Source organism: Sphingomonas glacialis, from assembly GCF_006439055.1.
GTDB classification, from domain to species: domain Bacteria; phylum Pseudomonadota; class Alphaproteobacteria; order Sphingomonadales; family Sphingomonadaceae; genus Sphingomonas; species Sphingomonas glacialis_A.
The window spans coordinates 1-22108 of the sequence record NZ_RCZC01000015.1; the positions used below are offsets into that span (position 1 = coordinate 1).

21 protein-coding genes and 2 pseudogenes are annotated in these 22108 nt (G+C 65.4%); 9 read left to right on the plus strand and 14 right to left on the minus strand.

Annotated elements, in window-relative coordinates:
- Nucleotides 1-7: 7 nt before the first annotated feature.
- The 3 genes and pseudogenes from EAH76_RS23635 to EAH76_RS24945 all read right to left on the minus strand — a co-directional run.
- The gene (locus tag EAH76_RS23635; RefSeq protein WP_140852718.1) at nt 8-679 is read right to left on the minus strand and encodes a TadE/TadG family type IV pilus assembly protein; all 672 of its coding nucleotides are present in this window, start codon (nt 677-679) and stop codon (nt 8-10) included.
- Between the two features lie 59 nt (nt 680-738).
- On the minus strand, nt 739-954 hold the full coding sequence (locus EAH76_RS24940) for a group II intron maturase-specific domain-containing protein (RefSeq protein WP_431358018.1): 216 nt from the start codon (nt 952-954) through the stop codon (nt 739-741).
- 187 nt (nt 955-1141) lie between these two features.
- Nucleotides 1142-1687, minus strand: a pseudogene (locus EAH76_RS24945) (reverse transcriptase domain-containing protein); the annotation flags it as partial.
- On the opposite strand from EAH76_RS24945, the gene EAH76_RS24365 reads away from it, so the two are divergent.
- Nucleotides 1686-2027: a hypothetical protein gene (locus tag EAH76_RS24365; RefSeq protein ID WP_206667930.1), complete on the plus strand. Its 342-nt coding sequence runs from the start codon at nt 1686-1688 to the stop codon at nt 2025-2027. The pseudogene EAH76_RS24945 and the gene EAH76_RS24365 overlap by 2 nt on opposite strands.
- A 676-nt stretch (nt 2028-2703) precedes the next feature.
- Here EAH76_RS24365 and EAH76_RS23645 read toward each other — a convergent pair.
- On the minus strand, nt 2704-3084 hold the full coding sequence (locus EAH76_RS23645; protein WP_140852719.1) for a hypothetical protein: 381 nt from the start codon (nt 3082-3084) through the stop codon (nt 2704-2706).
- Nucleotides 3085-3191: 107 nt separating this feature from the next.
- On the minus strand, nt 3192-4259 hold the full coding sequence (locus tag EAH76_RS23650) for a hypothetical protein (protein ID WP_140852720.1): 1068 nt from the start codon (nt 4257-4259) through the stop codon (nt 3192-3194).
- A gap of 239 nt (nt 4260-4498) precedes the next feature.
- On the opposite strand from EAH76_RS23650, the gene EAH76_RS23655 reads away from it, so the two are divergent.
- Complete coding sequence (locus EAH76_RS23655) at nt 4499-4882, plus strand: hypothetical protein (protein ID WP_140852721.1); 384 nt, start codon at nt 4499-4501, stop codon at nt 4880-4882.
- A gap of 411 nt (nt 4883-5293) precedes the next feature.
- Here the strand turns inward: EAH76_RS23655 and EAH76_RS24950 are convergent.
- From EAH76_RS24950 to EAH76_RS23690, 9 genes and pseudogenes are all read right to left on the minus strand, one after another.
- Nucleotides 5294-5598 (minus strand): annotated as a pseudogene (locus tag EAH76_RS24950) (integrase core domain-containing protein).
- Nucleotides 5577-6152 carry a DDE-type integrase/transposase/recombinase gene (locus EAH76_RS24955; protein WP_431358019.1) on the minus strand — a complete coding sequence of 192 codons (576 nt, stop codon included), beginning with the start codon at nt 6150-6152 and terminating at the stop codon, nt 5577-5579. The pseudogene EAH76_RS24950 and the gene EAH76_RS24955 overlap by 22 nt, the downstream one beginning before the upstream one ends.
- A 32-nt stretch (nt 6153-6184) precedes the next feature.
- Nucleotides 6185-6370 carry a transposase gene (locus EAH76_RS24960; RefSeq protein ID WP_431358020.1) on the minus strand — a complete coding sequence of 62 codons (186 nt, stop codon included), beginning with the start codon at nt 6368-6370 and terminating at the stop codon, nt 6185-6187.
- Nucleotides 6371-6645: 275 nt separating this feature from the next.
- Nucleotides 6646-7155 carry a hypothetical protein gene (locus EAH76_RS23665; protein WP_140852722.1) on the minus strand — a complete coding sequence of 170 codons (510 nt, stop codon included), beginning with the start codon at nt 7153-7155 and terminating at the stop codon, nt 6646-6648.
- A 25-nt stretch (nt 7156-7180) separates the two neighbouring features.
- Entirely contained in the window at nt 7181-8689 is a 1509-nt protein-coding gene (locus EAH76_RS23670) for a carotenoid oxygenase family protein (protein WP_140852723.1), read from the minus strand.
- An 11-nt stretch (nt 8690-8700) separates the two neighbouring features.
- Nucleotides 8701-9120, minus strand: coding sequence for a GlcG/HbpS family heme-binding protein (locus EAH76_RS23675; protein ID WP_161989145.1), 420 nt, complete (start codon nt 9118-9120; stop codon nt 8701-8703).
- 19 nt (nt 9121-9139) lie between these two features.
- Entirely contained in the window at nt 9140-10522 is a 1383-nt protein-coding gene (locus tag EAH76_RS23680; protein ID WP_140852732.1) for an aldehyde dehydrogenase, read from the minus strand.
- A 20-nt stretch (nt 10523-10542) separates the two neighbouring features.
- A complete protein-coding gene (locus EAH76_RS23685) occupies nt 10543-11571 on the minus strand; it encodes a cupin domain-containing protein (RefSeq protein WP_140852725.1) in 1029 nt (342 codons plus the stop codon).
- Nucleotides 11572-11590: 19 nt separating this feature from the next.
- Nucleotides 11591-12481: a VOC family protein gene (locus tag EAH76_RS23690; protein WP_140852726.1), complete on the minus strand. Its 891-nt coding sequence runs from the start codon at nt 12479-12481 to the stop codon at nt 11591-11593.
- 123 nt (nt 12482-12604) lie between these two features.
- Between EAH76_RS23690 and EAH76_RS23695 the strand changes: the two genes are divergently transcribed.
- The 7 genes from EAH76_RS23695 (at nt 12605) to EAH76_RS23725 (ending at nt 21648) form a co-directional block, all read left to right on the plus strand.
- A complete protein-coding gene (locus EAH76_RS23695) occupies nt 12605-13495 on the plus strand; it encodes a LysR family transcriptional regulator (protein ID WP_140852727.1) in 891 nt (296 codons plus the stop codon).
- Between the two features lie 147 nt (nt 13496-13642).
- Nucleotides 13643-15199 (plus strand): bifunctional 3-(3-hydroxy-phenyl)propionate/3-hydroxycinnamic acid hydroxylase, encoded by a 1557-nt coding sequence (locus EAH76_RS23700; RefSeq protein WP_140852728.1) that lies wholly within the window; start codon nt 13643-13645, stop codon nt 15197-15199.
- Between the two features lie 28 nt (nt 15200-15227).
- Entirely contained in the window at nt 15228-16064 is an 837-nt protein-coding gene (locus EAH76_RS23705; protein ID WP_140852729.1) for a fumarylacetoacetate hydrolase family protein, read from the plus strand.
- Nucleotides 16065-16136: 72 nt separating this feature from the next.
- Entirely contained in the window at nt 16137-18449 is a 2313-nt protein-coding gene (locus tag EAH76_RS23710; RefSeq protein WP_241659868.1) for a TonB-dependent receptor, read from the plus strand.
- 28 nt (nt 18450-18477) lie between these two features.
- The gene (locus EAH76_RS23715; RefSeq protein WP_140852734.1) at nt 18478-19344 is read left to right on the plus strand and encodes an alpha/beta hydrolase; all 867 of its coding nucleotides are present in this window, start codon (nt 18478-18480) and stop codon (nt 19342-19344) included.
- Entirely contained in the window at nt 19341-20660 is a 1320-nt protein-coding gene (locus tag EAH76_RS23720; protein ID WP_140852730.1) for a family 1 glycosylhydrolase, read from the plus strand. The genes EAH76_RS23715 and EAH76_RS23720 overlap by 4 nt, the downstream gene beginning before the upstream one ends.
- A 37-nt stretch (nt 20661-20697) precedes the next feature.
- On the plus strand, nt 20698-21648 hold the full coding sequence (locus EAH76_RS23725; protein ID WP_161989146.1) for an ABC transporter substrate-binding protein: 951 nt from the start codon (nt 20698-20700) through the stop codon (nt 21646-21648).
- Nucleotides 21649-22108 lie beyond the last annotated feature (460 nt).

The window sequence follows — 22108 nt, forward strand, 5'->3', positions numbered from 1 at the left end:
AGGCGGCTCAGCATGAGGTCTGCCCCGAGTTGCACGAATAGGCCTCGGTCGTTGAGACCGACGTCGCGACCAGCATGCGGTTGCCATTGGGCTGGTTGGTAAGGTTCAGCCCCAACGGTCCTGTTCCCGTCGGCCACAGGTAGATGAGCTGCAGGACGAGGATCTGGCTCTGGCCGTCGCCGCCCGACTGGGTGTTATAGCCGGTGTTGGTCGAAGTTATGACGCCTGCGCTGTTATAGGTGAAGGTTGGCGCCGCGGTGCTCGTCACATTGTAACTGCTCGCGGTGCTGACGTTGACGGTGAGCCGGCTGCAGGAGAGCATCGGCGGCAACAGGGGCGCAATCGTGATGGCATGGCCGCTGGAATCCGTGCCGGTGGTCCCGTTGCAGATCGCATTCTTGAGGTCGTTCGCGGACATTCCGAGCTGGCCGTTGGCCATCTTTATCGTCTGCGCGGATCCCGTCAGGAACAAGCGAGCCGAGGCCAGGGCCGCGGTTTCCAGCATCTGCTGCGCCAGAAAGATGAGCGCCGTATAGAGGATCGCGAGGATGAGGCCGATCAGGGCCGGTCCGACGATGGCGAACTCGAGCGCGGCTGCTCCATCACGGTTTTTACCAAGATTGCAAAGAAGGCGCGGAAGCGGGCTTCGTGCCCGGATCTTGTTCCGCAATACCTTCACTGTGAGGCCTCCCTACGCGGATAATAATGCCAATCTATTTCAGATTTCGTTAACGACGCTCAAAAGATGCAGTTCGGTGCGAATGCATTGCTAGCGCGACCGCAGCGTACATTTCCAAAAGTGCCTGCCGAACCTAGTCCGGCTCTTCGACGTAGCGAACCTCCATCGTCCACCACTGTGTAGCTGTCGATCGCGCGGTACGCCTTGCTCGTGGTCCCAACCGAGAAGTAGTTGGCCCATCCGCGCAGCGCCCGGTTGATCCTGGCCACCAGCACTGTGACATCCTGCCGTAGACCTCCGTTCGGTGAGCGCGTGGATGGTGTCCACCGCCCGTTTGATGCTCTTCTTCGTCGGTCGATAGCCCATGTAGGCTCGCCCCGTTTTCGCAGAGTACATCCGCCCGAAGGTATAGCCCAGGAAGTCGAACGTCTCGTCCGGCACCTTGCAGGTCCGGGTCTTTTCCTCGTTCACCGTCAGCTTCAGCTTGCCCATCAGCCTGCGCATTTCGTCGAGCGCCGCTTCCGCGTTGCCCTTCTGGCACAGGATGACGAGGTCGTCGGCGTAGGTGATGAGCCGAGCGCCGAGGCGTTGCCCAAGGCCGAGCTTCCGCCACCCCAACACGAACCGGCGCATGTATAAGTTCGCCAGCAGCGGTGAGATGGGTGAGCCTTGCGGGATGCCGCATCGCTGATCCCGGGCCACCGTCGTTCGTGTCTTCCGCCCTCGTTCGCCCGTTTCCTCGACAGCGCAGTCCAGCCACGACCTGATCAGGTGCAGCACGCTTGGATCGACGATCCGGCGCGCCACGGACTTCATCAGCTCGAGGTGGGGGATACTGCCGAAGTAATCGGCAAGGTCGGCGTCCACGACATCGGGACGGCCGTGATACAGCTGGTCCTCCACCTCGATCACCGCCTGCTGGGCATTGCGCCCGGCGCGATAGGCGTAGATTTCTGGTGGAAGATCGGCTTCGAAGATCGGTTCCAGCACCGGCATTGCTGCTGTCATGCAGACCCGATCCCGCACGGTGGAAATGCCCAGCGGCCTGAGTTTGCCGTTGGCTTTTCGATATATGGACCCGTCTGATCGGCTCCGGTCGGTACGTCTTCTCTCTGAGCGCAAGCGCCAGTTCGGCCAGCCACCGCTCGACGCCGTACGCCTCGATATCCGCGAAGTCCTGACCATCCACGCCGGGTGCGCCCTTGTTGGAGCGGCACTTGGCGTAGGCATGGGCCAGAATGTCGTCGCGGCTGATCTTGTCGTACAGCGCGTAGAAGCGATAGCCGGCTTCCGCCTTCGCTTTCGCGTGCAACGCCATCTGCAGTTTCTGGACGCTTTTCGGAGTTGATAGGTTTCCCAATCCCCTGTCCCTCACCACGTATTGCGTTCGCCTTGAACTGAGGCCCCTTCCCTCCACCGGCATTACCCGGCTTCCCCGGTACTACGGGCCTCTCCGCCACCCCACCGCGCCCGTCCCATCCCTCGCGGGCGTCCGGTTGCTCATCCCTGAGCACGTGATCGGGCTTCCCGTGTTGCGTGCGCTTTCCTTGTGTACATGCTGCCGCCATTACCCCGGTGCAGCAGACGAGCTCCAAACGTCGCTCAAACTCGCCCGTCTGTATCAGCCTTCCCCGAAATGGGTGTCGGGTCGGCCTGCACATCGTCCTTTTCGAGGATTGCTCAGCGTTCACTCATGTTGCGGCCTGCACACTCGCACGGTCACCTACGTGACCGTCATCCGGGGGCTTCAGACATTTCGTTACCTCCATGCCTGCCCCGGTTGCTTCCGGCTGGAGCAGTTCGCCGGGTGGGATTTGCACCCACTAGAAAGCGCCGCCTTTGCACGGCGCACCCCATTTTTGGTCATTCGCATAGTCCTCACAGCATCCCAACTTCCGCCGTCCACTCAGCTTTATGTTTTCGCCGAGATGACTGAACGGGGAGATCGCGCAGCAGTGCTACCGCTGGTGACGCGACGACCGTTATCAGCATGTAAAACCGAATATCGTACATGCCGCAGTCGGCTACTGACCGCGCTGAATGGTGATCGTGACGGGGTCACCGTAGGAGTCCACCTGCTTCCACGTCTCCCCGACCTTCTTGTTCGGATAGAGGATGCGCTCGCAACGATCGGCATTGCCGGGCTTGGGCACCGGCTTGGTCGTGATCGTGCACATGTAGTTGTCATCTGCCAGCCAATGTCCCGAGATCGGAGCACCCGTCGGGGGCATCATCGTGAAACTCCCGTCCGCCTTCAGCTTGAACGTCAGTTTCCCTTCCTCGCCGTAATCGACGATCAGGGTGTTGCCGACCGACGCTGCCATCGCCCCCTTGGCTGACGCTGCCGTGGGGATGGCGATCAGGGCGGCGGTGAGCAACGTGGCAACGGCGATCGATGGGCGCATGGCATGTCCTCGTCGAGATGGGGGTGTGTGATTTCCTCACATCGTTCGACATCGAGGCGGCGAGCGCTACTCCCAGATGGGAGGGGTGACGGAACACGGAGTTGGGGCTATCGCGACACCAACCTGAGAAGATCCGACTGCCCCCCGACCCCCGTCTTCAGGAAGATCGTCTTGAGGTACTGCCGAGCCGTACCCTGCGATATCTCCATGCGGCTTGCCGCTTCGGCCAGGGTCACTCCCTCCGCCAATTCACAAACCAGCATCGCCTCGCGCGGGGTTAAGCCGATTTCGCTGCGCAGCGTGGTCATCGACAGGCACGAGGGCGCGCCCGGATCGCGGAGATGCACAACGACTGCTCCGTCCCGCAGTCGGCCCGACGTCCGGTCCGCGGGCATGATCGTCGCGACCAGTGGCCAGCCCGGTGTGCGCCGCCCGATCACGATCTGGAACGGTCGTTCCGCCGCTACCGCCTTGTCGTGCGCGTCGAAGCCGCGATCGAACGTCCGCACAGCAGCGATCGCATGCTGCAGCCTAAGGTCGTCGGCGTGTTCGGACGCCGCGATCCCGGTTCGAGCACGACGGATCCGATCACCGCAGACGAGCATCGCGTCCGCCGCCGCATTGGCGTGGACCAATTGGCCTGCGGGGTTCAGCACGATCACGCCGTCCTGGGTGATATCGAGCGCGTCGCGGATGCGCTGACCGTCACGCCGCTCTCGTTCCAGATTGCCGGCGATCGCCGTCACCGCGACGAGGTGCGGCAGGGCCACGCGCAGGAGTGCGACGTTCTCGTCGTCGAAATCGGGGTCGCACGCCGCCGACCGGCAGATCGCCGTGACGACCATGTCCGCTCCGTCGCGTTGCAGGCCGTAGACCGCAAGGCCGCCGTCCAGCGGCCGCAGCGTCGACTGGTACATCTCGGTGCCCAGGATCACGTCGCGCGGCATCATGTCCGTCATCCGCACCGCCGAGCCGGTCGAACAATGGGAGACCAGCTGCCGATATTCGTCGGACTGATCGAGATTGCCGAGCTCTGAGGACGCGACGTCGGCCAGATGATGCGAGGTGGCGAACAGGTCGCCGCAGTTTGGACCGCTGCGCATCACGATTGCGTGTGCCGCCCCCATAGCCGAACACAGCACATCCAGTGCCGCCGAACTGGGAGCATCGCTCAACAGGCATCCATATAGGTCGCCAACGACTTGGACGATCGATCCCGCCATCTATGCCCCCGAAGCACCTCGGTCGGGAGAAAGTTGGCTGCAACTGCCCGAATTGTCAAAAATTCTGCATCGCCACTCCCAAATGGGAGTGTCGCGGCACTGAAGCTGCGTTCTATCGTCACGTCGGATCGATCGAGCAGGGGATTTCTGGTCGGTCCACTCCATCAAACGATCACGAGGGGTTCGACGTCATGACTGCCAAGACACTCATATTCGGAGCTCTGGCTTCGCTGATGATCACCGCACCATCGCTCGCGGTGACGAAGTCAGGCCCACTTGGCCTTGCGCTCGGCAATGTGCTGGTCGGCGACTACGGCAGCGAAGGCAAGGTCACGGCTGCGTTCGATGCCGATGGGACCGTTGGCATGACGTTTCCCGACGGCACCAAACGGCGTCAGGCCTGGGTCGCGGACGCGAATTACTTTTGCATGATCGTGAAGCCGGGCGCCGACGGCAAGATGGACTATCGATGCGAACGCAACATGACCGCGGGCAAGAAGCTCGGCCAGACATGGCAACAGGTCGATTCCGAAGGAAAAACGGTCACGATCTCGATTCAGCCACGGCCGAGATAGGTTGCGAACCATTTCGTGATGCGGAATGATGTCCGCTACGTGATCGAAGGGATCGGACGCGGGGGGCTATACCGCGTCGACGGACGAACAGATTTCTGTCGGGGGTACCACATACGGATACTGATATTCGGGCCATTAAAGCTTTTCTCAGCCGTGAGCATGTCTTCAATAGCGTGACTCTCCGACGTGGCGTTCTTTCAAAAGTAAAGCGGACTCCCACTTACTCATCGGGTGCCTGCTCCGCTTACGACAGGCACGACCCAGAACGCGACATTCAGACCGCCAGCCTGGCTCCCCGGAAGCGGACATTTGTTAATGTGGTCCGGTCGGCGCTCACAGCGACCAAATTTTTCACGCGGAACGGCGAGATGTGGGCATGAGCTGCCCCCGTCGAGTGGACCGGGTTTATTGTTAGTGGATTATGCTCGCCGGCGCCATATCCGGGCGGAGGTGGAGCGAAGCGGAACCGGAGGCCGGATATGGCGGTGAAGCCGTTTCCGGGGCCGGTGCTCGGTAGCCCAGGCTGCTGTGCGGACGGACTGTGTTGTAATGCCGCCGCCAGGCTTCGATCAGCACCTTTGCCTCAGCAAGGCTGGAGAAGATCTCGCCGTTGAGCAGTTCGTCGCGCAGCGACCGTTGAAGCTCTTATTATAGTCATTCTCCCATGGTGATCCCGGTGCGATGTAGAGCGTCGTCACGCCGACTTGGCCGAGCATTTCTGCACCGCGTTGGCGATAAACTCGGCGCCATTATCTGACCGTATGTGCGTAGGTGGCCCCCGTGTGACGTACAGATCCGCTAAGGCTGCCAGCACATCCTCATGCCGAAGCTGACGTGCCACAATGAGCGCCAGACATTCCCGGCTGGCCTCGTCGATGATGGTGAGGATGCGGAACTTGCGACCATCATGCGTGCGGCCTTCGACGAAGTCGTACGCCCACACATGCCCCGGATATTTCGGGCGCAGACGGATACATGATCCATCGTTGAGCCATAGCCGCCCACGTTTCGGCTGACGTTGCGGGACCTTGAGCCCCTCACGCCGCCAGATCCGCTCGACCCGTTTATGGTTCACGGTCCACCCGGCGTGGCACAGCATTGCCGTCACCCGGCAATAGCCGTAGCGACCATATTGCTTCGCCAGTGCGATGATGTCCTCGCTCAGCGCCTGCTCATCGTCCGCCCGCGCGGCACCTTGCGCTGCGTCGATCGATGCTGCCCCAGCACCCGGCAGACCCGTCGCTCGGATACCGGAAGCCTCTCGTCGCACATGATCGATACAGCGCCGTCGCCGCGCGGGGCTCAGAAGTTTCCCCGCGCCGCCTCCTGCAAGATCAGCTTATCCAACGTCAGGTCCGAGATCGCCCGGCGTAGTCGCAAGTTCTCCTTCTCCAAGTCCTTCATGCGCCGTGCCTGGTCGGTTTTCAGACCGCCATATTCCTTGCGCCAGCGGTAATGGGTTGCTCGATGACCGCGATCCGCCGGCACGCTTCGGCAGTCGATGCCCCCTACGACAGAACGATCTCACTTCACGCAGCGTACCGATGATCTCTTCCGGCTTGTGTTTCTTGAATGGCATCTGTGGTCCCTTTCGTGGTCCAGACTATCATACACTCTGGGCCACTCAGCGGGGGGGGGGGGGCAGATCAGGTCATGGTGGAAGGCTTAAGATGGCTGGCTTTCGGAGACGGTAGTTTACGCAGATAACGCCGCCCCGGAGTTGGGCATGTTCATTATTGTGGCGCGCACTTCAGATCGAGCTTTTAGGCCCCATCGAGCCGCAGCGCCGCGAGCACGACGATCGGGGTAATCATCGCAGCATGAAAGGCGCTGAATGCAATCTTGAATACGACCAGAACTTTCCAACTCCAGTCACTACCCCAGCAAGACCAGAGCAGAACGATGGCCGGGAGCGCAACCAATGCCAGCGCGAGCAGCGCTATTGAAGCCGCGCGCCACAGCAATCTGCGCGGCAGGACGAAGGGCAGGCTTGCGATTGGAGTGACAGCCAGGCCCTGATTCACCCGCTTGCGGATCAAAACGGTGACCGGGAAGGTCATCAGCAGCGCCGGTATGAACGCGGCGGGGATCATGTCGAGCAACACGGCATCCCGTCCCACCGGCGTGCGACCATGAAAGACGAGCCACGCGAAAAAGAGATTGAAGGCGATGTTGATGACGGTGCCGACCGCGATCTCGCCCGCCAGAAATCGCGCCAGCGGCACCAGGTTCGCGGCGCCCACCGCATTCCTGTTCGGCTGCAAATCCTCCATGCTGGGTCTGCTCCCTGCCATCCTCTCAGCCTTTCAAAGCAGAGCCGGGCACCCACATGCCGTGAAATCCCTCATGAACGCGACACGGGAATTTGATGATCGCGACGGGGCCGTCGGACAGGGCTTGGGCGTCCAGGATTACCAGGTCGGTGCGGTTCTCGTCGCGACGGCCGACGATCGTCATAAGCCACCCGTCGCCCTCCACCGCGTCGGGCGTGCGGGGGACGAAGATCGGCTCCTCGGGCGAGGAGTGCGGCCCGGCATAAAAGAAATCGAGCTGTTCGGTCACCGCGTCGAAATGGCCAAGGCACGTGAAGGGCGGTCCCTTGGCGCCGCGCGGCAACATCGGCCCCAGCGCCGGATTGTTGGTGCCGAACCAGAAATGCCGCGTGCGCTGCGTCGCGAACCGCAGATCGATCATCGGCATCTCGCCGATATGGCCCCACATCGGCGCGATCGATATCTCGTCTGCGCCAGCGCCGAGATCGATCGTCCAGCGCTGCGCGAAGGGTGGCTTTTCCTGTGCCTGCGGATTGTTGATGTCGGGGAATTGCGACAGCCAGCCGGTCTGGGTGATGAAATGTTCGAGGTTGAGGCGATCGCCCTCCTCCCACGCATTGAACGTGTGCGTCTCCATCACCGGGTTCGGCGCCTTGAACCACCGCACGTCCCGCGCCCCGCCGGGACGACGCGGCACCACCCCGACCATCGTCGGCAAGCGGTCGTCCCAGTGGAAAAACGCCTCGCCGCGCTTGACCCGCTCCCAGTCGCACACCATCGGGCAGATCGTGAAGATGACGTAATTCTCGGACAGCAGGCAATCGTGGATCATCGACGGATAAGGCGCGTCGAAGCGTTCCGTCCGCGTCAGCTCGCCGCTCGCATCGATATAATAGAGCTCGACCGCGGTATCCGCGGTGCCCGTCGTGAAGTAACCGAAAGCGACCATTTCGCCGGTGCGCGGATCGATCTTGGGATGCGCGGTGAAGGTTTCGGATTTCAGCCTTCCGTCGAAATCATACCCGCCAAGCGTGGCGAGCGTATCGGGATCGATCCGCATCGGCCGGGCGGCTTCCTTCAGCGCGAGCAGCGTGCCGCCGTGGAAGACGACGGAGGTGTTGGCGGTCGAGCGGTCCTTGCCCGCGACGCTCGGATCGTCGGTGAACATATTGCGATACGCGCCGAACAGCGCACGCCGCGCCGCACGTTCCACCTTCAGCTTTTCAGTCTGGACATAGCGGGTCGACAGGTCGGCCTTGCCGTCCTTGATCCGAACCTTGTGCAGCATGCCGTCGCCGTTCAGGAACAGATCATTCTCGTACATCGGCGGATGGGCATGGTCGGCGCTGTTGCGGATATAGGCGCCATCGAGCGCGGCCGGGATCGTGCCGACGACCTCCAGATCACGGACCTCGCCCTCGAGGCGAACGGGGGATGCATAGCCGCGGAACACCGGTGTGTCGGGCCAGTGCGACGGGTCGCGGGGCGTGACCGTGTCGGTCAGGGCGTCTGCGGTGGGATAGTCGAGTGCCATGGTGTCGCTCCTCAAGACGTTTGTCGAACTGCGGTCAGGCCGTCGCGGATTGCCAGGTCGTCATTGGCGCCGGTATCGCCGCTCACGCCGACCGCGCCGACGACCATGCCTGTCGCGTCGCGCAGCAGGACACCCCCAGGCATCGGCAGCATGCCGCCGCTCATCGTCGCAGCCAGCGCGGCATAGAAGGCCGGCGCGGCCTTCGCGCGGTCGGCCAGCTCGGCACCGTCCAGGCCCATGCCCAGGCAACTCGTCGCCTTGGCACGCGCGATCTCGACCCGGTAGAAACCGGCCCGCTCGGACCGCAGCACTACGAGATCGTGGCTGCCGGCATCCAGCACGACGATCGCCAGCGGTTGCAGCGCACGCGTGGTCGCCGCGTCCTGCACGGCCGCCGCCATCGCCTGCGCCTCGGCCAGGGTCAGCGTCACGTCATGTCTCCCGAAACGATCATATCGGATACTGCCCTGCTTGGGTTTCGATCGTGATCCAGCGCAGCTCGGTAAAGGCATCGATGCCGGCCTGCCCGCCGAACCGGCCGTATCCGGAGGCGCCGACGCCGCCGAACGGCATCTGCGCCTCGTCGTGGACGGTCGGCCCGTTGATGTGGCAGATCCCGGAGCGTATCCGGCGGGCAACGCGGATCCCGCGCGCCACATCGCCGGTAAAGACCGCCGCCGACAAGCCATAGTCGCTGTCGTTAGCCAGCGCGACCGCATGCTCCTCGTCGCGCGCGCGGGTGATCCCGACCACCGGGCCGAAACTCTCTTCGCGGAACAGCCGCATGGCGGGCACGACATGATCGACGACATGCGCCGGCATCAAGACCCCGTCGGCGGCGCCTCCGATGACGAGCGTGGCGCCGGCCGCGACCGCGTCGTCGACCAGCATCCGGACATGCACGACCGTCCGGCAATCGACGACCGCGCCGAGCGGTGTCGTGCCGACCCGGGGATCGCCGGCGACGAGCGTCGCGACCTTGTCGCGGAAACGCGCGACGAAGGCGTCGGCGATGCTGTCGATGACGATGATCCTCTCGGTCGACATGCAGATCTGGCCCTGGTTCATGAACGCGCCGAACGCCGCCGCCCCGACCGCTTCGTCCAGATCCGCATCCTCGAGCACGATCAGCGGGGCCTTGCCGCCCAGTTCGAGCAGGCATGGCTTGGGATGCACCGCGGCGCGCGCCGCGACGATGCGGCCGACCGCGCTCGATCCGGTGAAGTTGATCCGCCGCACCGCCGGATGATCGATCAGCGCGCCGACTACGTCGCCGGCGGCCTCGGGCGCGTGGGTGACGAGGCCGAGCACGCCGTCGGGCAGCCCGGCGGCGTCGAACGCCTCGACGATCAGGCGGTGCGTCTCGGGACAGGTTTCGGACGCCTTGAGGATGGCGGCGTTGCCGCACGCGAGCGGCACCGCGATCGCGCGGACGCCGAGAATGACAGGCGCGTTCCACGGCGCGATACCCAGCACGACGCCGACCGGCTCGCGCAGGGTCATCGCCAGGCAGCCGGGTTTCTCCGACGGGATCGTCTCGCCGCCGACCCGCGTCGTCAGCGCCGCAGCCTCGCGCACGATGCCCGCCGCGAGCGCCACGTTGAAACCGGCCCAGCCCGGCGTGGCGCCGATCTCGGCCGCCATAGCGGCGACGAACGCGCCGCATCGCGCTTCGAGTGCGTCGGCCGCCCGCGTCAGCACCGCGCGTCGCGCGCTTGGGCCAAGCGCAGCCCAGGCTGGAAACGCGGCCTGTGCGTGATCGGCCACGATCGTCGCGCCGGCGACATCCATCGCCGGCGCGCGCGACGCGACGCTGCCATCAAGCGGCGACATCCGTTCGAAAAACGCCGTCGTCACGCCCGATCATCCCCGGCCAGCGCGACGTCGATACCGATGACCGCGCGCAGCCGATCGCGATCCTCCGCATCGTGGTGCAGCGGATAGCTGAATGCCGGCGTCTCGCTGCCCGTCACATCCCACAGCGCCGCGCCGTTGCCACCCGCGCTCGACGCCACCCAGCGCGCCGCGCCGCTGTCGATTTGCGTCGCATATGCGGTGCCGGCGGGGATGTTCACCGCATCGCCGCCCGATACGATATGCGCCACGCCCGCCAGCGTCACGGTCACGGTGCCGTCGACCACATACAGCAACATGTGCGTATCGGCGTGGCGCAGCGCCGGCATCGCTGCACCCCGCCCGCCCTCGATCAGGCGCATGTCGACCAGTCCCGTGCTCTCGGCCCCGGTCAGCATCGCGGTCGACAGATGCCCGAACAGCGCGCGACGCGTGCCGTACCCCGCATCGAGGAAATAGGACGCGTGGTCGCCCGGCAGCGCCCGGTCGTCCGCGCCGACGGGCGTCGCTTCAGCGAACATCGGATTCTCCACGCGCATGATGCGGTGCTTGCCCATCGCCGGCCCCATGCGCGAGAAATCGAACGGGTGGTCGGCGGGTGGCAGGCCGGTCATGCCCCACACTTCACCGGCATCGACGAAGAACTGCTCCCACCCACCGGGCGCGACGATACCGAAGAACTGCGTGCGCGGCGCAACGCTCTGATAGGAATGGGTATCGCCCGGCGCGACATAGGCGAAATCGCCCGGCGTCAGCACGCGGCTCTGGTCGCCACACCAGACCTGCAGCTTGCCACGCGTGACATACCAGGTGTCGTGCTCGCGCTCGTGCCAGTGCATCGGGATCGGCCCGCGATCAAGCGGGGCGTCGCACACCACCGCGCCGAAGCCGCCCGCGGTCTGCGCGGTGCCCGCGAGCGTGCGGATCATCTGCCCGGCCACCAGATGGCACGGCCCCTCCCCGGCCCGCAACACATAGGGCGCAGTGGCTGTGAGCGGGCGGAAAGGCTGGGTTTCGGAGTCGGTCATGGGCGAAGCCTTTGCTATGTCAGGCGAACGGGATGGCGAGCTGGGCCGCCTTGCAGGACGGCGATTTCGGCGGCGCGATGCCCCATTGGTCGGTGCGCCCCGCGGGCCACACCCAATCCTCGGCGGTGCCCGCGCGATAGCCGTCATCGACCTGCAGGACGTCGGCGGTATATTCGATGACGAACCCAAACGGATCGACGAAATAGGCGAACACATTGTTGCCCGGCCCGTGCCGCCCCGGGCCCCAGCCGATCGGAAAGGCGTGATCGACCATCCGCCCCGAGGCGCGCATCACGCTCTCCCAGTCAGGCAATTGAAACGCGACATGATTGAGCGTGTTGACCCGCGCCTCGGCGATGACGACCGAATGATGGTCGTCGTTGGTCCGCACGAACGCCATCATCTGCGACCGGTCGGTGAGCGTGAAGCCCAGCGCATCGCTGAACAGCCGGATGTCGCGCGCGACATCGTCGCTGTTGATATTGATATGGGCGAGCCGTTCCGGCCGGTCGGGATCGTGCGGCAGCGGCGCCACGCGGATATCGTCCTGCACGAGGCGCAGCGTGCGGCCTTGTGCGTCGCGCACCGCGACCGCGCGCCCGCCGCCCGGTTCATCCAGATCGTGGCGAGCGGCGACCAAAATGCCACCCTGCGCGACGAGCGCGTCGGCCAGCGCGGCGAGGTCGCTGTCGGTAGCCGCACGGAAGGTCATCGAACCGATCGCCGGGCCATCGCCGGCGTGCAGCGCGAGGATCTGCGCGTCGCTGCCGGTGCCGCGCAGCCAGACCGACCCGTCCCGCGACCCGGCGATCTCCAGACCCCAAATGGTAGTGTAGAAATCGGTCGCCGCCGCCAGATCGGGCACGACGAAATCGACGCTGCGGATACCCTCGATCGGAAAGCGTTTCATGGATGGATCGCTCTTTCGCCTCTCGCGCCGTTCACCGACGGCTCCAGCGAGCTTTGAACCCATCGCGGCATAGCTGTCCAATACGCGATTGCTAGAGTTGCATAATCTGTATCTATTGATCGGATGATCGACCCCCGCCTGCTTCGCACCTATCTCGCCGTTTGCCGGGAGCGCTCGATCAGTGGCGCAGCGCGTCGGCTAAACATCTCGCAGCCATCGGTCTCTGTTGCGGTCGCGCAACTCGAGCAGCGCCTCGACACCAGCCTGTTCGCGCGCGGCCGGTTGGGCATCACGCTGACGGCGGCGGGCACCGCGCTGCTGCGCCGGGCCGAGGCGATGGAGACCTTACTGCGTGATGCCGAGGCGGAGGTCGCGCTGACCCGGCTCGGCGTGCAGGGGCCGCTGCGGATCGGCGGCACGCCGGGTGCGCTCGTCAGTCTCGTGCCCGACGCGGTGGCGCGACTCGATCCCCATGAAAGGGTGTCGATGCATATCCTGGAACGTCCCGATTTCGAACTGACCGAATTGCTGCGCAAGGGCGAGATCGAGGTCGCGGTTGCGACCACCGCGATCGAGGTTCCGCCGCCCGACATCGAGGAGCGCAGCATCGCGCGCGATCCGTTCGCGCTGATCGTCGGGCGCAGGCACGCGGATATCGGCGCGAGCATCTCGCTTCGCGAGACACGGGACTGGGGCTGGGTCCTGCCGCAGGCCGCCGGCGCGTTTCATCGCCAGATCGAGGCGTTGTTCCTCGCCGCCGAGATGGCGGTGCCGATCGACGTGATCCGTTGCGACTCGCTGCTGACGTCGAAGGCGATCGTGCAGCAGAGCGACCGCGTGACGATGCTGCCGAGCGGCGTGGTCGCGGCGGAACTCTCGATCGGCGTGCTGCGCGCGATCACGATCAGCGACGCCAAAGTGGTGCGCAGCGTCGGCGTCCGGATCCTGGCGGATCGGCCCTTGTCGGATCTTGGCCGGCGGTTCGTCGCGGCGGTCGAGGCAAGTCATCCATAGGCATGACCGATACATATCTCAAAATCCAATATTTTACTTATTGTGTCGATCGCGACCAGATCATTCCAGCCGCCGGGAGCGCGGCCGGAGGGGTTGAACCATCATGCTGTGCGGCTCGACTGGGTCTTGTTCTGAAAGTGTCGCGCGGTGACCGCGGCGGCCGATTATGATGTCGTGATCGTCGGGTGCGGCCCGGTGGGGGCGCTGGCGGCGAACCTGGTCGCGGCGGCCGGCCTGACCACGCTGGTCATCGACCGCGAGGCGCATCCACACCCGCTACCCCGCGCGGTGCATCTCGACCATGAGATGATGCGGCTGTTCCAGTCGGTCGGGCTGGTCGACCGGATCCGCGCCGGCATGAACGAGACCGAGGGACATCTGCATATCGGTGCCGACCAGGGCGTGATCCGCTACATGGGCACCGCGGGCCGGCCGAAACCGTTCGGCTGGGCCAACGACTATTTCTTCTTCCAACCCGAGCTCGAGGCGTTGCTGCGCGAAGGGATCGCGCGCTTCGCCAATGCCGAGCTCCGCACCGGCGTCGCGCTCGAGACGCTGGCGCAGGATGCCGACGGGGTGACGCTGATGCTCAACTCGGAGGCCGGGACGTCGCAGGTCCGGGCCAACCACGTGATCGCCTGCGATGGCGCGCGCAGTGCGGTCCGCGGCCTCCTAGGCATCGCGCTCGACGATCTCGACTTCGAGGAGCCCTGGCTCGTGGTCGATGCCGAGGTGACCGGCCCGGTGCGCTTCCCCGATCTGTGGGGCACGCCGGGCGAGATCGACCTGCAACGCCTGTCGGTGATGATGTGCGATCCGGTCCGCCCGGCGACGATCGTCCCGGGCCGCGGCACGATGCGGCGGTGGGAGTTCATGCTGCTGCCGGGCGAGGACGATGCCGAGATGATGCGGCCGGACCGCGTCGCCGCGCTGCTCGCGCCGTATCTCGACGGTGTGCCGCACCGGATCGTCCGCGCCACCACCTATCGCTTCCACGGTCTCGTCGCCGAACGATGGCAAAGCGGCCGGGTGTTCCTGGCGGGAGACGCTGCGCACCAGACCCCGCCCTTCTTCGGCCAGGGCATGTGCCACGGCATGCGCGACGTCGCCAACCTCGCCTGGAAGCTGGCCGCGGTCGCCCGCGGTGAGGCGGGGCAGGCGTTGCTCGACAGCTACCAGCCCGAGCGCGACCCGCATGTCCGCGCGGTCATCTCGGCGGCGGTCGAGGCCGGTCGCTATATTTGCGAACTCGACCCCGAACGCGCTCGGGAGCGTGACCGCGCCTTTCGCGAACGCGCCCGGGGTGCCGCGACCGGCACCGCCGCCGATCTCATCCCCGCGATCCGCACCGGCATCGTCGCCACGGGGACGCCGGCTGCGGGCGAGCGCTTCATCCAGCCCCGCCTTGGCGAAGGCGAACGGTTGCTGGACGATACCACCGGTTACGGCTGGCGGCTCGTCACGCGCGATGGCGGCCTGCTCGTCGATGCGCAACGCGCCGTCGCAAGCATACCCGTCGCGGTGACGATCGTGGATGCCGGCACGATCGGCGACGATGGCGCGCTGCTGCGCTGGCTCGACGCGCGCGGCGCGGCGGCGGTGCTGGTGCGCCCCGATTTTTATGTGTTCGGCACCGGCGAACCCGCCGATCTCGTCAGCGCTCTCACAACCGCCCTGTGCGTGTCGCAGGAGATGGCCGCATGATCTGTCGTTCTACCCATGGAGACGCCCGATGGCATTCGTAAGCTTCCGCCGCGCCGACGGCAGTACCAGCTTCGGCACGCTCGATGGCGACTGGATCGTGGACCTAGGCGCGGCCCCCGGCGCACCCGTCGATCTCAAGGCGGCGATCACCGCCGGCGCGCTGGCGACGCTCACCTCCGACACGCATCTCGCGCTGGCCAAGGTGACGCTGCTGCCGGTGCTGCCCAATCCCGGCAAGATCCTGTGCGTCGGCCACAATTACGAGAGCCACCGCCAGGAAACCGGTCGCGCGAAGGTCGATCATCCGTCGATCTTCACGCGCTTCGCCGATACGCTGATCGCGCACGGCCAGCCGATCATCCGCCCCAAGGCTTCGACCGACCTCGATTTCGAGGGTGAACTGGCGATCGTCATCGGCACCGGCGGCCGCGCCATCGCGGAGGCCGACGCGCTGTCGCACATCGCGGGCTTTGCCTGCTTCAACGACGCGTCGGTACGCGACTGGCAGTGGCACACGTCGCAATTCGCGCCCGGCAAGAATTTTCCCGGCACCGGCGCGCTCGGCCCGCAACTGGTGACGCCCGACGAAGCCGGCGATCTCGCCGACGTCCATGTCGTGACGATGCTGAACGGCGACGTGGTGCAGGACCAGCCGATCAGCGACATGATCTTTCCGCTGGCGAAGATCATCGCCTATACCTCGGCCTTCACGCCGCTCGCACCGGGAGACGTCATCGCGACCGGCACGCCCGGCGGTGTCGGCGCCAAGCGCACCCCGCCGCTGTGGATGAAGGCGGGCGACATAGTGGAGGTCACGATCGGCCCGATCGGGACGCTCACCAACCCGGTCGCCGACGAACCATGACCCGCGCGTAAAGCCGGCAACCAGAACGATAAGAACACGCGTCGAAGGCGCGGATAACAAAGGAGAGGATGTATGATGAGGTTCATCGCACTGGCGCTGACGACCACGAGCATGATCACGCTCGCGACACCCGTGACCGCGCAGCAGGCCGCGCCGACACCGCCGCAAGGCACCACCGACCAGGCCGCGCCGGCCGAGCAGACCGGCGAGAGCGACATTATCGTCACCGCGCAGCGCCGGTCAGAAAGCGTCACCAGGGTGCCGATCTCGATCACCGTCGCCAGCCAGGCGCAGCTCGAGCGGCAGCAGGTCAACACCGTCAACGACCTCAACCGGATCGCGCCGTCGCTCGAAATCCAGACGGCACCGGGCCAGAACACCGGCGGCGGTGGCTCGATCCGCGGCATCGGCACGCAGACCTTCTCGGCCGGCGCAGTGGCGTCGGTCGGCATCGTCGTCGATCAGGTCAGCCAGGGCAACGCCAATATCAGCGACCTGTTCGACGTCGCCCGTATCGAAGTGTTAAAGGGGCCGCAGGGTACGCTGTTCGGGCTGACGACGTCGGCGGGCGTCATCAACATCACGACCAACGCCCCCGATCCGACCGGGTTCAGCGCGCGCGCCCGCACCGAGCTGTCGGGCGCGGGCATTGCTGGATCGCAGTTCGGCAACCAGGTCATCCAGGCTCTCGTCAACATCCCGCTCGGCAGCGATGCCGCATTGCGCGTCTCCGGCGTCACGAACCTGCGTCAGGGCGTCGATCGCAATGCGCTGACCGGGCATTACAATGATTCGAACCGCTATGGCGGCCGCGCGCGCTTCCTGTGGCGGCCGACCCAACAGCTGACGCTCAACCTGATCGGCGATTATTCCGAGAGCAGCTTCAACGGCGCCGGCGACTTCCTGACGTTCGTCAAGGCGGGCGGGCCAGGCTCGTTCCTCGGCGATCCGCGCGATCCCAGAACGCCGAATGATGCGGTCGGCATCAACGCGCGGCTTGCCAGTTGCGGCGTGACCGCGCGCGAAGGCAATCGCGACTATTGCACCAACCAGTCGATCGTCGGACGCAGCTACAATTATGGCGGCTCAGGCCAACTCGATTATGACGCCGGACCGTTCACGCTGACGTCGGTGACCGCGTACCGCCAAAGCAAGGACCGTGGTGCCGGCGTCTCGGCCAACGTGTTCCGCGCCGATCCGCTCGAACTGCAAGTCCTGAACGGCGACCCCCGCCGCAACTTGAGCCTGTTCACGCAGGAATTCCGCGCGTCCTCGCCGGCAAACCAGCTCATCGACTATACGGTCGGGGCGTTTTATTCACGCCAAACCCAGTCGCGTGAACCGGAATCGATCTCGGTCACGCTGAGGCCGGCACCCGGCGTCGCAATCCCGATCGTTCGGTCCATCGGCGCGCGCGACCATATCATCGACGAATCGCTGGCCGCCTTCGGTCAGGCGACGATCCACGTCACCGATGCGCTGCGCCTGATCGCAGGCGGGCGCTACACCAGCGCGAAGCTGTCGCTCGACCGCGTCAATCTCGATCTGCCGGCGGCGGTGGCCAACCAGTCACAGCGCCTGAGCAGCGGCGTGTTTTCTTACCGGCTCGGTGCACAGTATAACCTGGCCCGCGCCACCATGCTGTACGCCACGGTGTCGCGCGGCTTCAAGGGCGGGCAGATCGCCACGCCCCCCCTTCCCGGCTCGCCATTCGTCGTCCGGCCGGAAATCCCGCACGCCTATGAGGCCGGCTTCAAGACCACGCTGTTCGCCGGTTGGGTCGCCGACGTGAATCTGTTCTACCAGAAGATCACCGATTTCCAGGCGCAGCAGTGCACGGTGGACCAAAACGCGGTCATCAGTTGCGTGCAGACCAACATCGACGGGGTGAAGACGCGGGGTGCCGAGATCAACTTCTTCGGCAAGGTCTTCACCGGGCTGTCGCTCAACACCGGGTTCATCTACGCCAAGGCGACCTATCCGGACAATTTCCGCGGCACCGACGGTAACAATATCGGCGGCACGCAGCTCGCCTATGCGCCCAAATACAAGTTCACGCTTTCGGGCGAATATGAGCATGACGTGACCAACACGCTGAAGGGCTTCATCGCCGCCGACGGGGTGTGGAAATCGCGCATCCGCTACGAAGCGAATGCACGCACCGAGACGACCTTCCGCCCGCACTGGACCGTCGGCGGGCGCCTCGGCTTGCGTACGCCGGACGACCGTTTCCAGGTCGCGGTGTTCGCGCGCAACCTGTTCAACATCCACGAACCCTCGCTCATGCAGAGCGACTTCCCCTATAACGGCACCGCGAACATCGGGGCCATCTATGGCCCGCAATCCTTCCGTCAGGTCGGCCTGAGCCTTGACGGCAAGTTCTGAACCGGCGGGGGGAGAACAGGACGTGACGATGCAACCGGCATCCGAGCGCAGCGCACTTGCCGCGATGGGCGATGTGCTGTCGCCGGAAGTTTTGGCCGCGGTCCAGGCGCTCTACCGGGGCGAGCAGGATCGGCTGGCCACGGCACAGCCGGTCACGCTGGCGGATGCCGCCTATGGCGACGACCCGCGACAGACACTCGACCTCTATGCGCTGGGAAGTGCGGACGCGCCCGTACCAGTGATGCTATGGGTCCATGGCGGTGGGTTCGTCCGCGGCGAGAAGCGCAGCCCGTCGCACCCGTTCAACGCCCATGCCGGGCGCTGGGCGGCGCGCCACGGCATGCTTGGCGCGGTGATGAACTACCGATTCGCGCCCGAACACCGCTGGCCAGCCGGGGGCGAGGATGTCGGCGCGGCGATCGACTGGTTGCGCGCGCATGCCGCCGAGCATGGCGGTGATCCCGACCGGATCGTCGCGGTCGGCACCTCGGCTGGCGCGGTGCATGTCGCGACCCACCTCAAGCTGCGCGGCGGCGACGGGTCAGGTGGCGGACTGGCTGGCGCGGTGCTGCTGTCCGGACTGTACGGCTTCACCCCGCTCGATCCCCGCGACGAACTCTATTACGGCACGCAAGATCTCTATCCGGCCCGGATGCCGCTGGACGCGGTCGTGGCGACCGAACTGCCGCTGCTGATCGCGGGCGCGGAGTATGATCCGCCGCGGTTCCAGGCGGAACTCGGCAAGCTGCTCGTCGCCCGGCTGGCGAGGCACGGCGTGCTGCCCCGCAACTACATTGCGTCGGGCCATAATCATTTCAGCCTCGCATATCACCTCGGCACCACCGACACCCGGCTGGGAGACGAGATACTGTCCTTCATCGGAGACCGCGCATGACGATCGACCGTCGCAATTTCCTGGCGAGCGCCACTGCCGCCGTAACTGGCGCTGCGCTGGCGACACCCGCCTTCGCCGCGGTGCGCGCGCGCGACACTTTTCCCAAGGGCTTCCTGTGGGGGGCGGCCACCGCCGGGCATCAGGTAGAGGGCAACAACGTAAACACCGACGTGTGGGTGCTCGAGCATGTCACGCCGACGGTCTTCGCCGAACCGTCGGGCGACGCCGACAACAGTTTCGAATTGTGGCGCGAGGACCTCGATCTGGTGAAGCGGCTCGGGCTCAACACCTATCGCTTTTCGCTCGAATGGGCGCGGATCGAGCCGGAACCGGGTCAGTTTTCGGTCGCGATGCTCGATCACTACAAGGCGATCGTAGACGGCTGCCGTGCCCGCGGCATCGCGCCGTTGGTGACCTATAATCATTACACGACGCCGATCTGGTTCGCGAGGCAAGGCGGCTGGCTCCACGCCGATGCGCCAGCGCTGTTCGCACGCTTCTGCGGCCATGCGACGCGGCATCTGGGCGCGGGTATCAGCCACGCGATGACGCTGAACGAACCCAACATCATGCGCATCCTGCGCTTCGTGCTGCCCGAGCCCGTGTTCGCGATCCAGCATGCCATGTTGGAAAGTGCGGCAAGGTCGCTCGGCGTGCGCAAGTTCATCGCGGGCAATGCCGTGGATGCATCGGATGTCGATGCGATGACGGTCAACCTGATCGCCGGGCACAAGGCGGCGCGCGCGGCGATCAAGGCGGTGCGGCCCGATCTGCCGGTCGGCTTCACGCTGTCGATGTTCGACGACGAGGCGGTCGGCGGCGCGGCGCGGCGCGATGCCGCACGGCAAGAACTGTACAGCGCTTGGCTGGCGGTCGCGCGCGACGACGACTTCATGGGCGTGCAGAATTACGAGCGCGTGCTCTGGGGCGCGGACGGACGACTGCCGCCGCCGAAGGGCGCGATTCTGAACACGAGCGGCGGGGAGGTCTATGCGCGCTCGCTCGCCAATGCGGTGAGCTATGCCCATGCCGAGGCGAAGGTGCCGATCATCGTCACCGAACACGGCGTGTCGACGGCCGATGACGGCATCCGCGCCCGGCTGATCCCTGCAGCGCTGGCGGCGTTGCGGGGCGTGATGGCCGAAGGCGTCCCGGTGCACGGCTATTGCCACTGGTCGCTGCTCGACAATTACGAATGGATTTCGGGGTACAAGCAGCAGCTCGGGCTGGTTGCGGTCGATCGCACAACCTTCGCGCGCACGCCAAAACAAAGCGCCTTTATCTATGGTGCGATCGCGCGGCGCAACGCGCTGTGATCGCCACGGGCGCGTGGGTCGCACCAACGGATCGGGCATGATACCGCTCAGCATCGGCTGTCTGTTTTCCGATCGGATCGAGGCGCTGCTCGATGGCCGGGTCCAGATCTCGGACGCGACCACGACGATCCACTGCGTCGAGGCGCAGACGCTGTTCCGGCAGGTGCTGCGCGAACAGGCTTATGACGTCGCAGAACTATCGATGGGCAGCCATATCGCCGCGGTCGCAGCGGGACGGCGCGATTATGTCGCGTTGCCGGTATTCTTGTCGCGCAGCTTTCGCCACGGCAATCTCTATGTCCGCACCGATCGCGGCATCGATCGGCCCGAGGATCTGGCGGGCAAGCGGATTGGCCTGGTTGATTATCAACAGACGGCGGCCTTGTGGTTGCGCGGTATCCTCGCCGACGATCACGGCGTCGCGCGCACGTCGATCGACTGGATCACGGCGGGCCTGCATGCCCCGGTCCTGACCGACCGCGCACCCGGCGCGATGCCACCCGGAATCCGTGTCACGCGATCGCCCGCGACGCTTGATGCGATGCTGGCCGACGGCACGCTGGATGCGGTGATCAGTCCGACCACGCCGCGCTGTGTCCGGCATCCCTCCGCGCCCGTCGCGCCGCTGTGGCCCGATGCGCGCGCCACCGAAATGGCCTGGTTCGGGCGCACCGGCATCTTTCCGATCATGCACCTCGTGGTAGTGCGGCGGCGCCTGGTCGAGGCTAATCCGGCACTGTACGACGCTCTGGTCGCGGCGTTCGAGCAGGCGCTGGCATTCGCGCTCGACGATTTGGCGGCACGCGATTTTCCCAAGGTGGCGATGCCTTGGCTCAAGCGTGCCGCCGCCGATGCGGCCGGAGCGACCGGCCCGGTATGGCGCTACGGCGTGGAGGCCAATCGCGGGACGCTCGAACGGATGCTGCGCTACGCGGTGGCCGACGGTCTGGCCACCGAAGCCCTGGCGCTGGAGGGGTTGTTCACATGACGCAGAACACGCAGCAACGCGACATCGGAGAGCCCAAAGCCTTCTAAGGATTAATGGCTCGACACGTTGAGCGACAACGCCTGGCTATGTGGCTATGGCGTTGCCAAGCTGAACCAACGGCAGGAGTCTCGTTCAGCATCTCCAAAGCGGCCGGGCGGCTAACCTGAAGAGTTTCGGGCGCCGGCAGGCGTACGAAAGTCTGGGAGGCCCGAACCCGCGGGCCTCGAGCGGTGACCTATGGGGATTTCGGATTTTGGCAGGTTGGAGTGGTTGCTGACCTGACGGATTTGTTGTCGTCCGTCCCCGCGGGCCGACCCGATGCGGGAGCTGATAATGGGCTTTCAGGTATAGGTCGACGATCCGCGCCGGGCGCAGCGACGCCTCTGATATCGCTACGCGCGAGCTCGTCTGTTCCCCGACGCGGTCGCGATGCGGGGTCTATCGATAACGGGCCGTGCCG

Excerpts from the sequence above, each read along its gene's own strand:
- EAH76_RS23695 (WP_140852727.1), top strand. The coding sequence starts at position 12,605 with ATGATCGACCCCCGCCTGCTTCGCACCTATCTCGCCGTTTGCCGGGAG.
- EAH76_RS23680 (WP_140852732.1), bottom strand. The coding sequence starts at position 10,522 with ATGTCGCCGCTTGATGGCAGCGTCGCGTCGCGCGCGCCGGCGATGGAT.
- EAH76_RS23715 (WP_140852734.1), top strand. The coding sequence starts at position 18,478 with ATGCAACCGGCATCCGAGCGCAGCGCACTTGCCGCGATGGGCGATGTG.
- EAH76_RS23725 (WP_161989146.1), top strand. The coding sequence starts at position 20,698 with ATGATACCGCTCAGCATCGGCTGTCTGTTTTCCGATCGGATCGAGGCG.
- EAH76_RS23665 (WP_140852722.1), bottom strand. The coding sequence starts at position 7,155 with ATGGAGGATTTGCAGCCGAACAGGAATGCGGTGGGCGCCGCGAACCTG.
- EAH76_RS23720 (WP_140852730.1), top strand. The coding sequence starts at position 19,341 with ATGACGATCGACCGTCGCAATTTCCTGGCGAGCGCCACTGCCGCCGTA.
- EAH76_RS23710 (WP_241659868.1), top strand. The coding sequence starts at position 16,137 with ATGATGAGGTTCATCGCACTGGCGCTGACGACCACGAGCATGATCACG.
- EAH76_RS23655 (WP_140852721.1), top strand. The coding sequence starts at position 4,499 with ATGACTGCCAAGACACTCATATTCGGAGCTCTGGCTTCGCTGATGATC.
- EAH76_RS24365 (WP_206667930.1), top strand. The coding sequence starts at position 1,686 with ATGCAGACCCGATCCCGCACGGTGGAAATGCCCAGCGGCCTGAGTTTG.
- EAH76_RS23670 (WP_140852723.1), bottom strand. The coding sequence starts at position 8,689 with ATGGCACTCGACTATCCCACCGCAGACGCCCTGACCGACACGGTCACG.
- EAH76_RS23705 (WP_140852729.1), top strand. The coding sequence starts at position 15,228 with ATGGCATTCGTAAGCTTCCGCCGCGCCGACGGCAGTACCAGCTTCGGC.
- EAH76_RS23685 (WP_140852725.1), bottom strand. The coding sequence starts at position 11,571 with ATGACCGACTCCGAAACCCAGCCTTTCCGCCCGCTCACAGCCACTGCG.
- EAH76_RS23645 (WP_140852719.1), bottom strand. The coding sequence starts at position 3,084 with ATGCGCCCATCGATCGCCGTTGCCACGTTGCTCACCGCCGCCCTGATC.
- EAH76_RS23690 (WP_140852726.1), bottom strand. The coding sequence starts at position 12,481 with ATGAAACGCTTTCCGATCGAGGGTATCCGCAGCGTCGATTTCGTCGTG.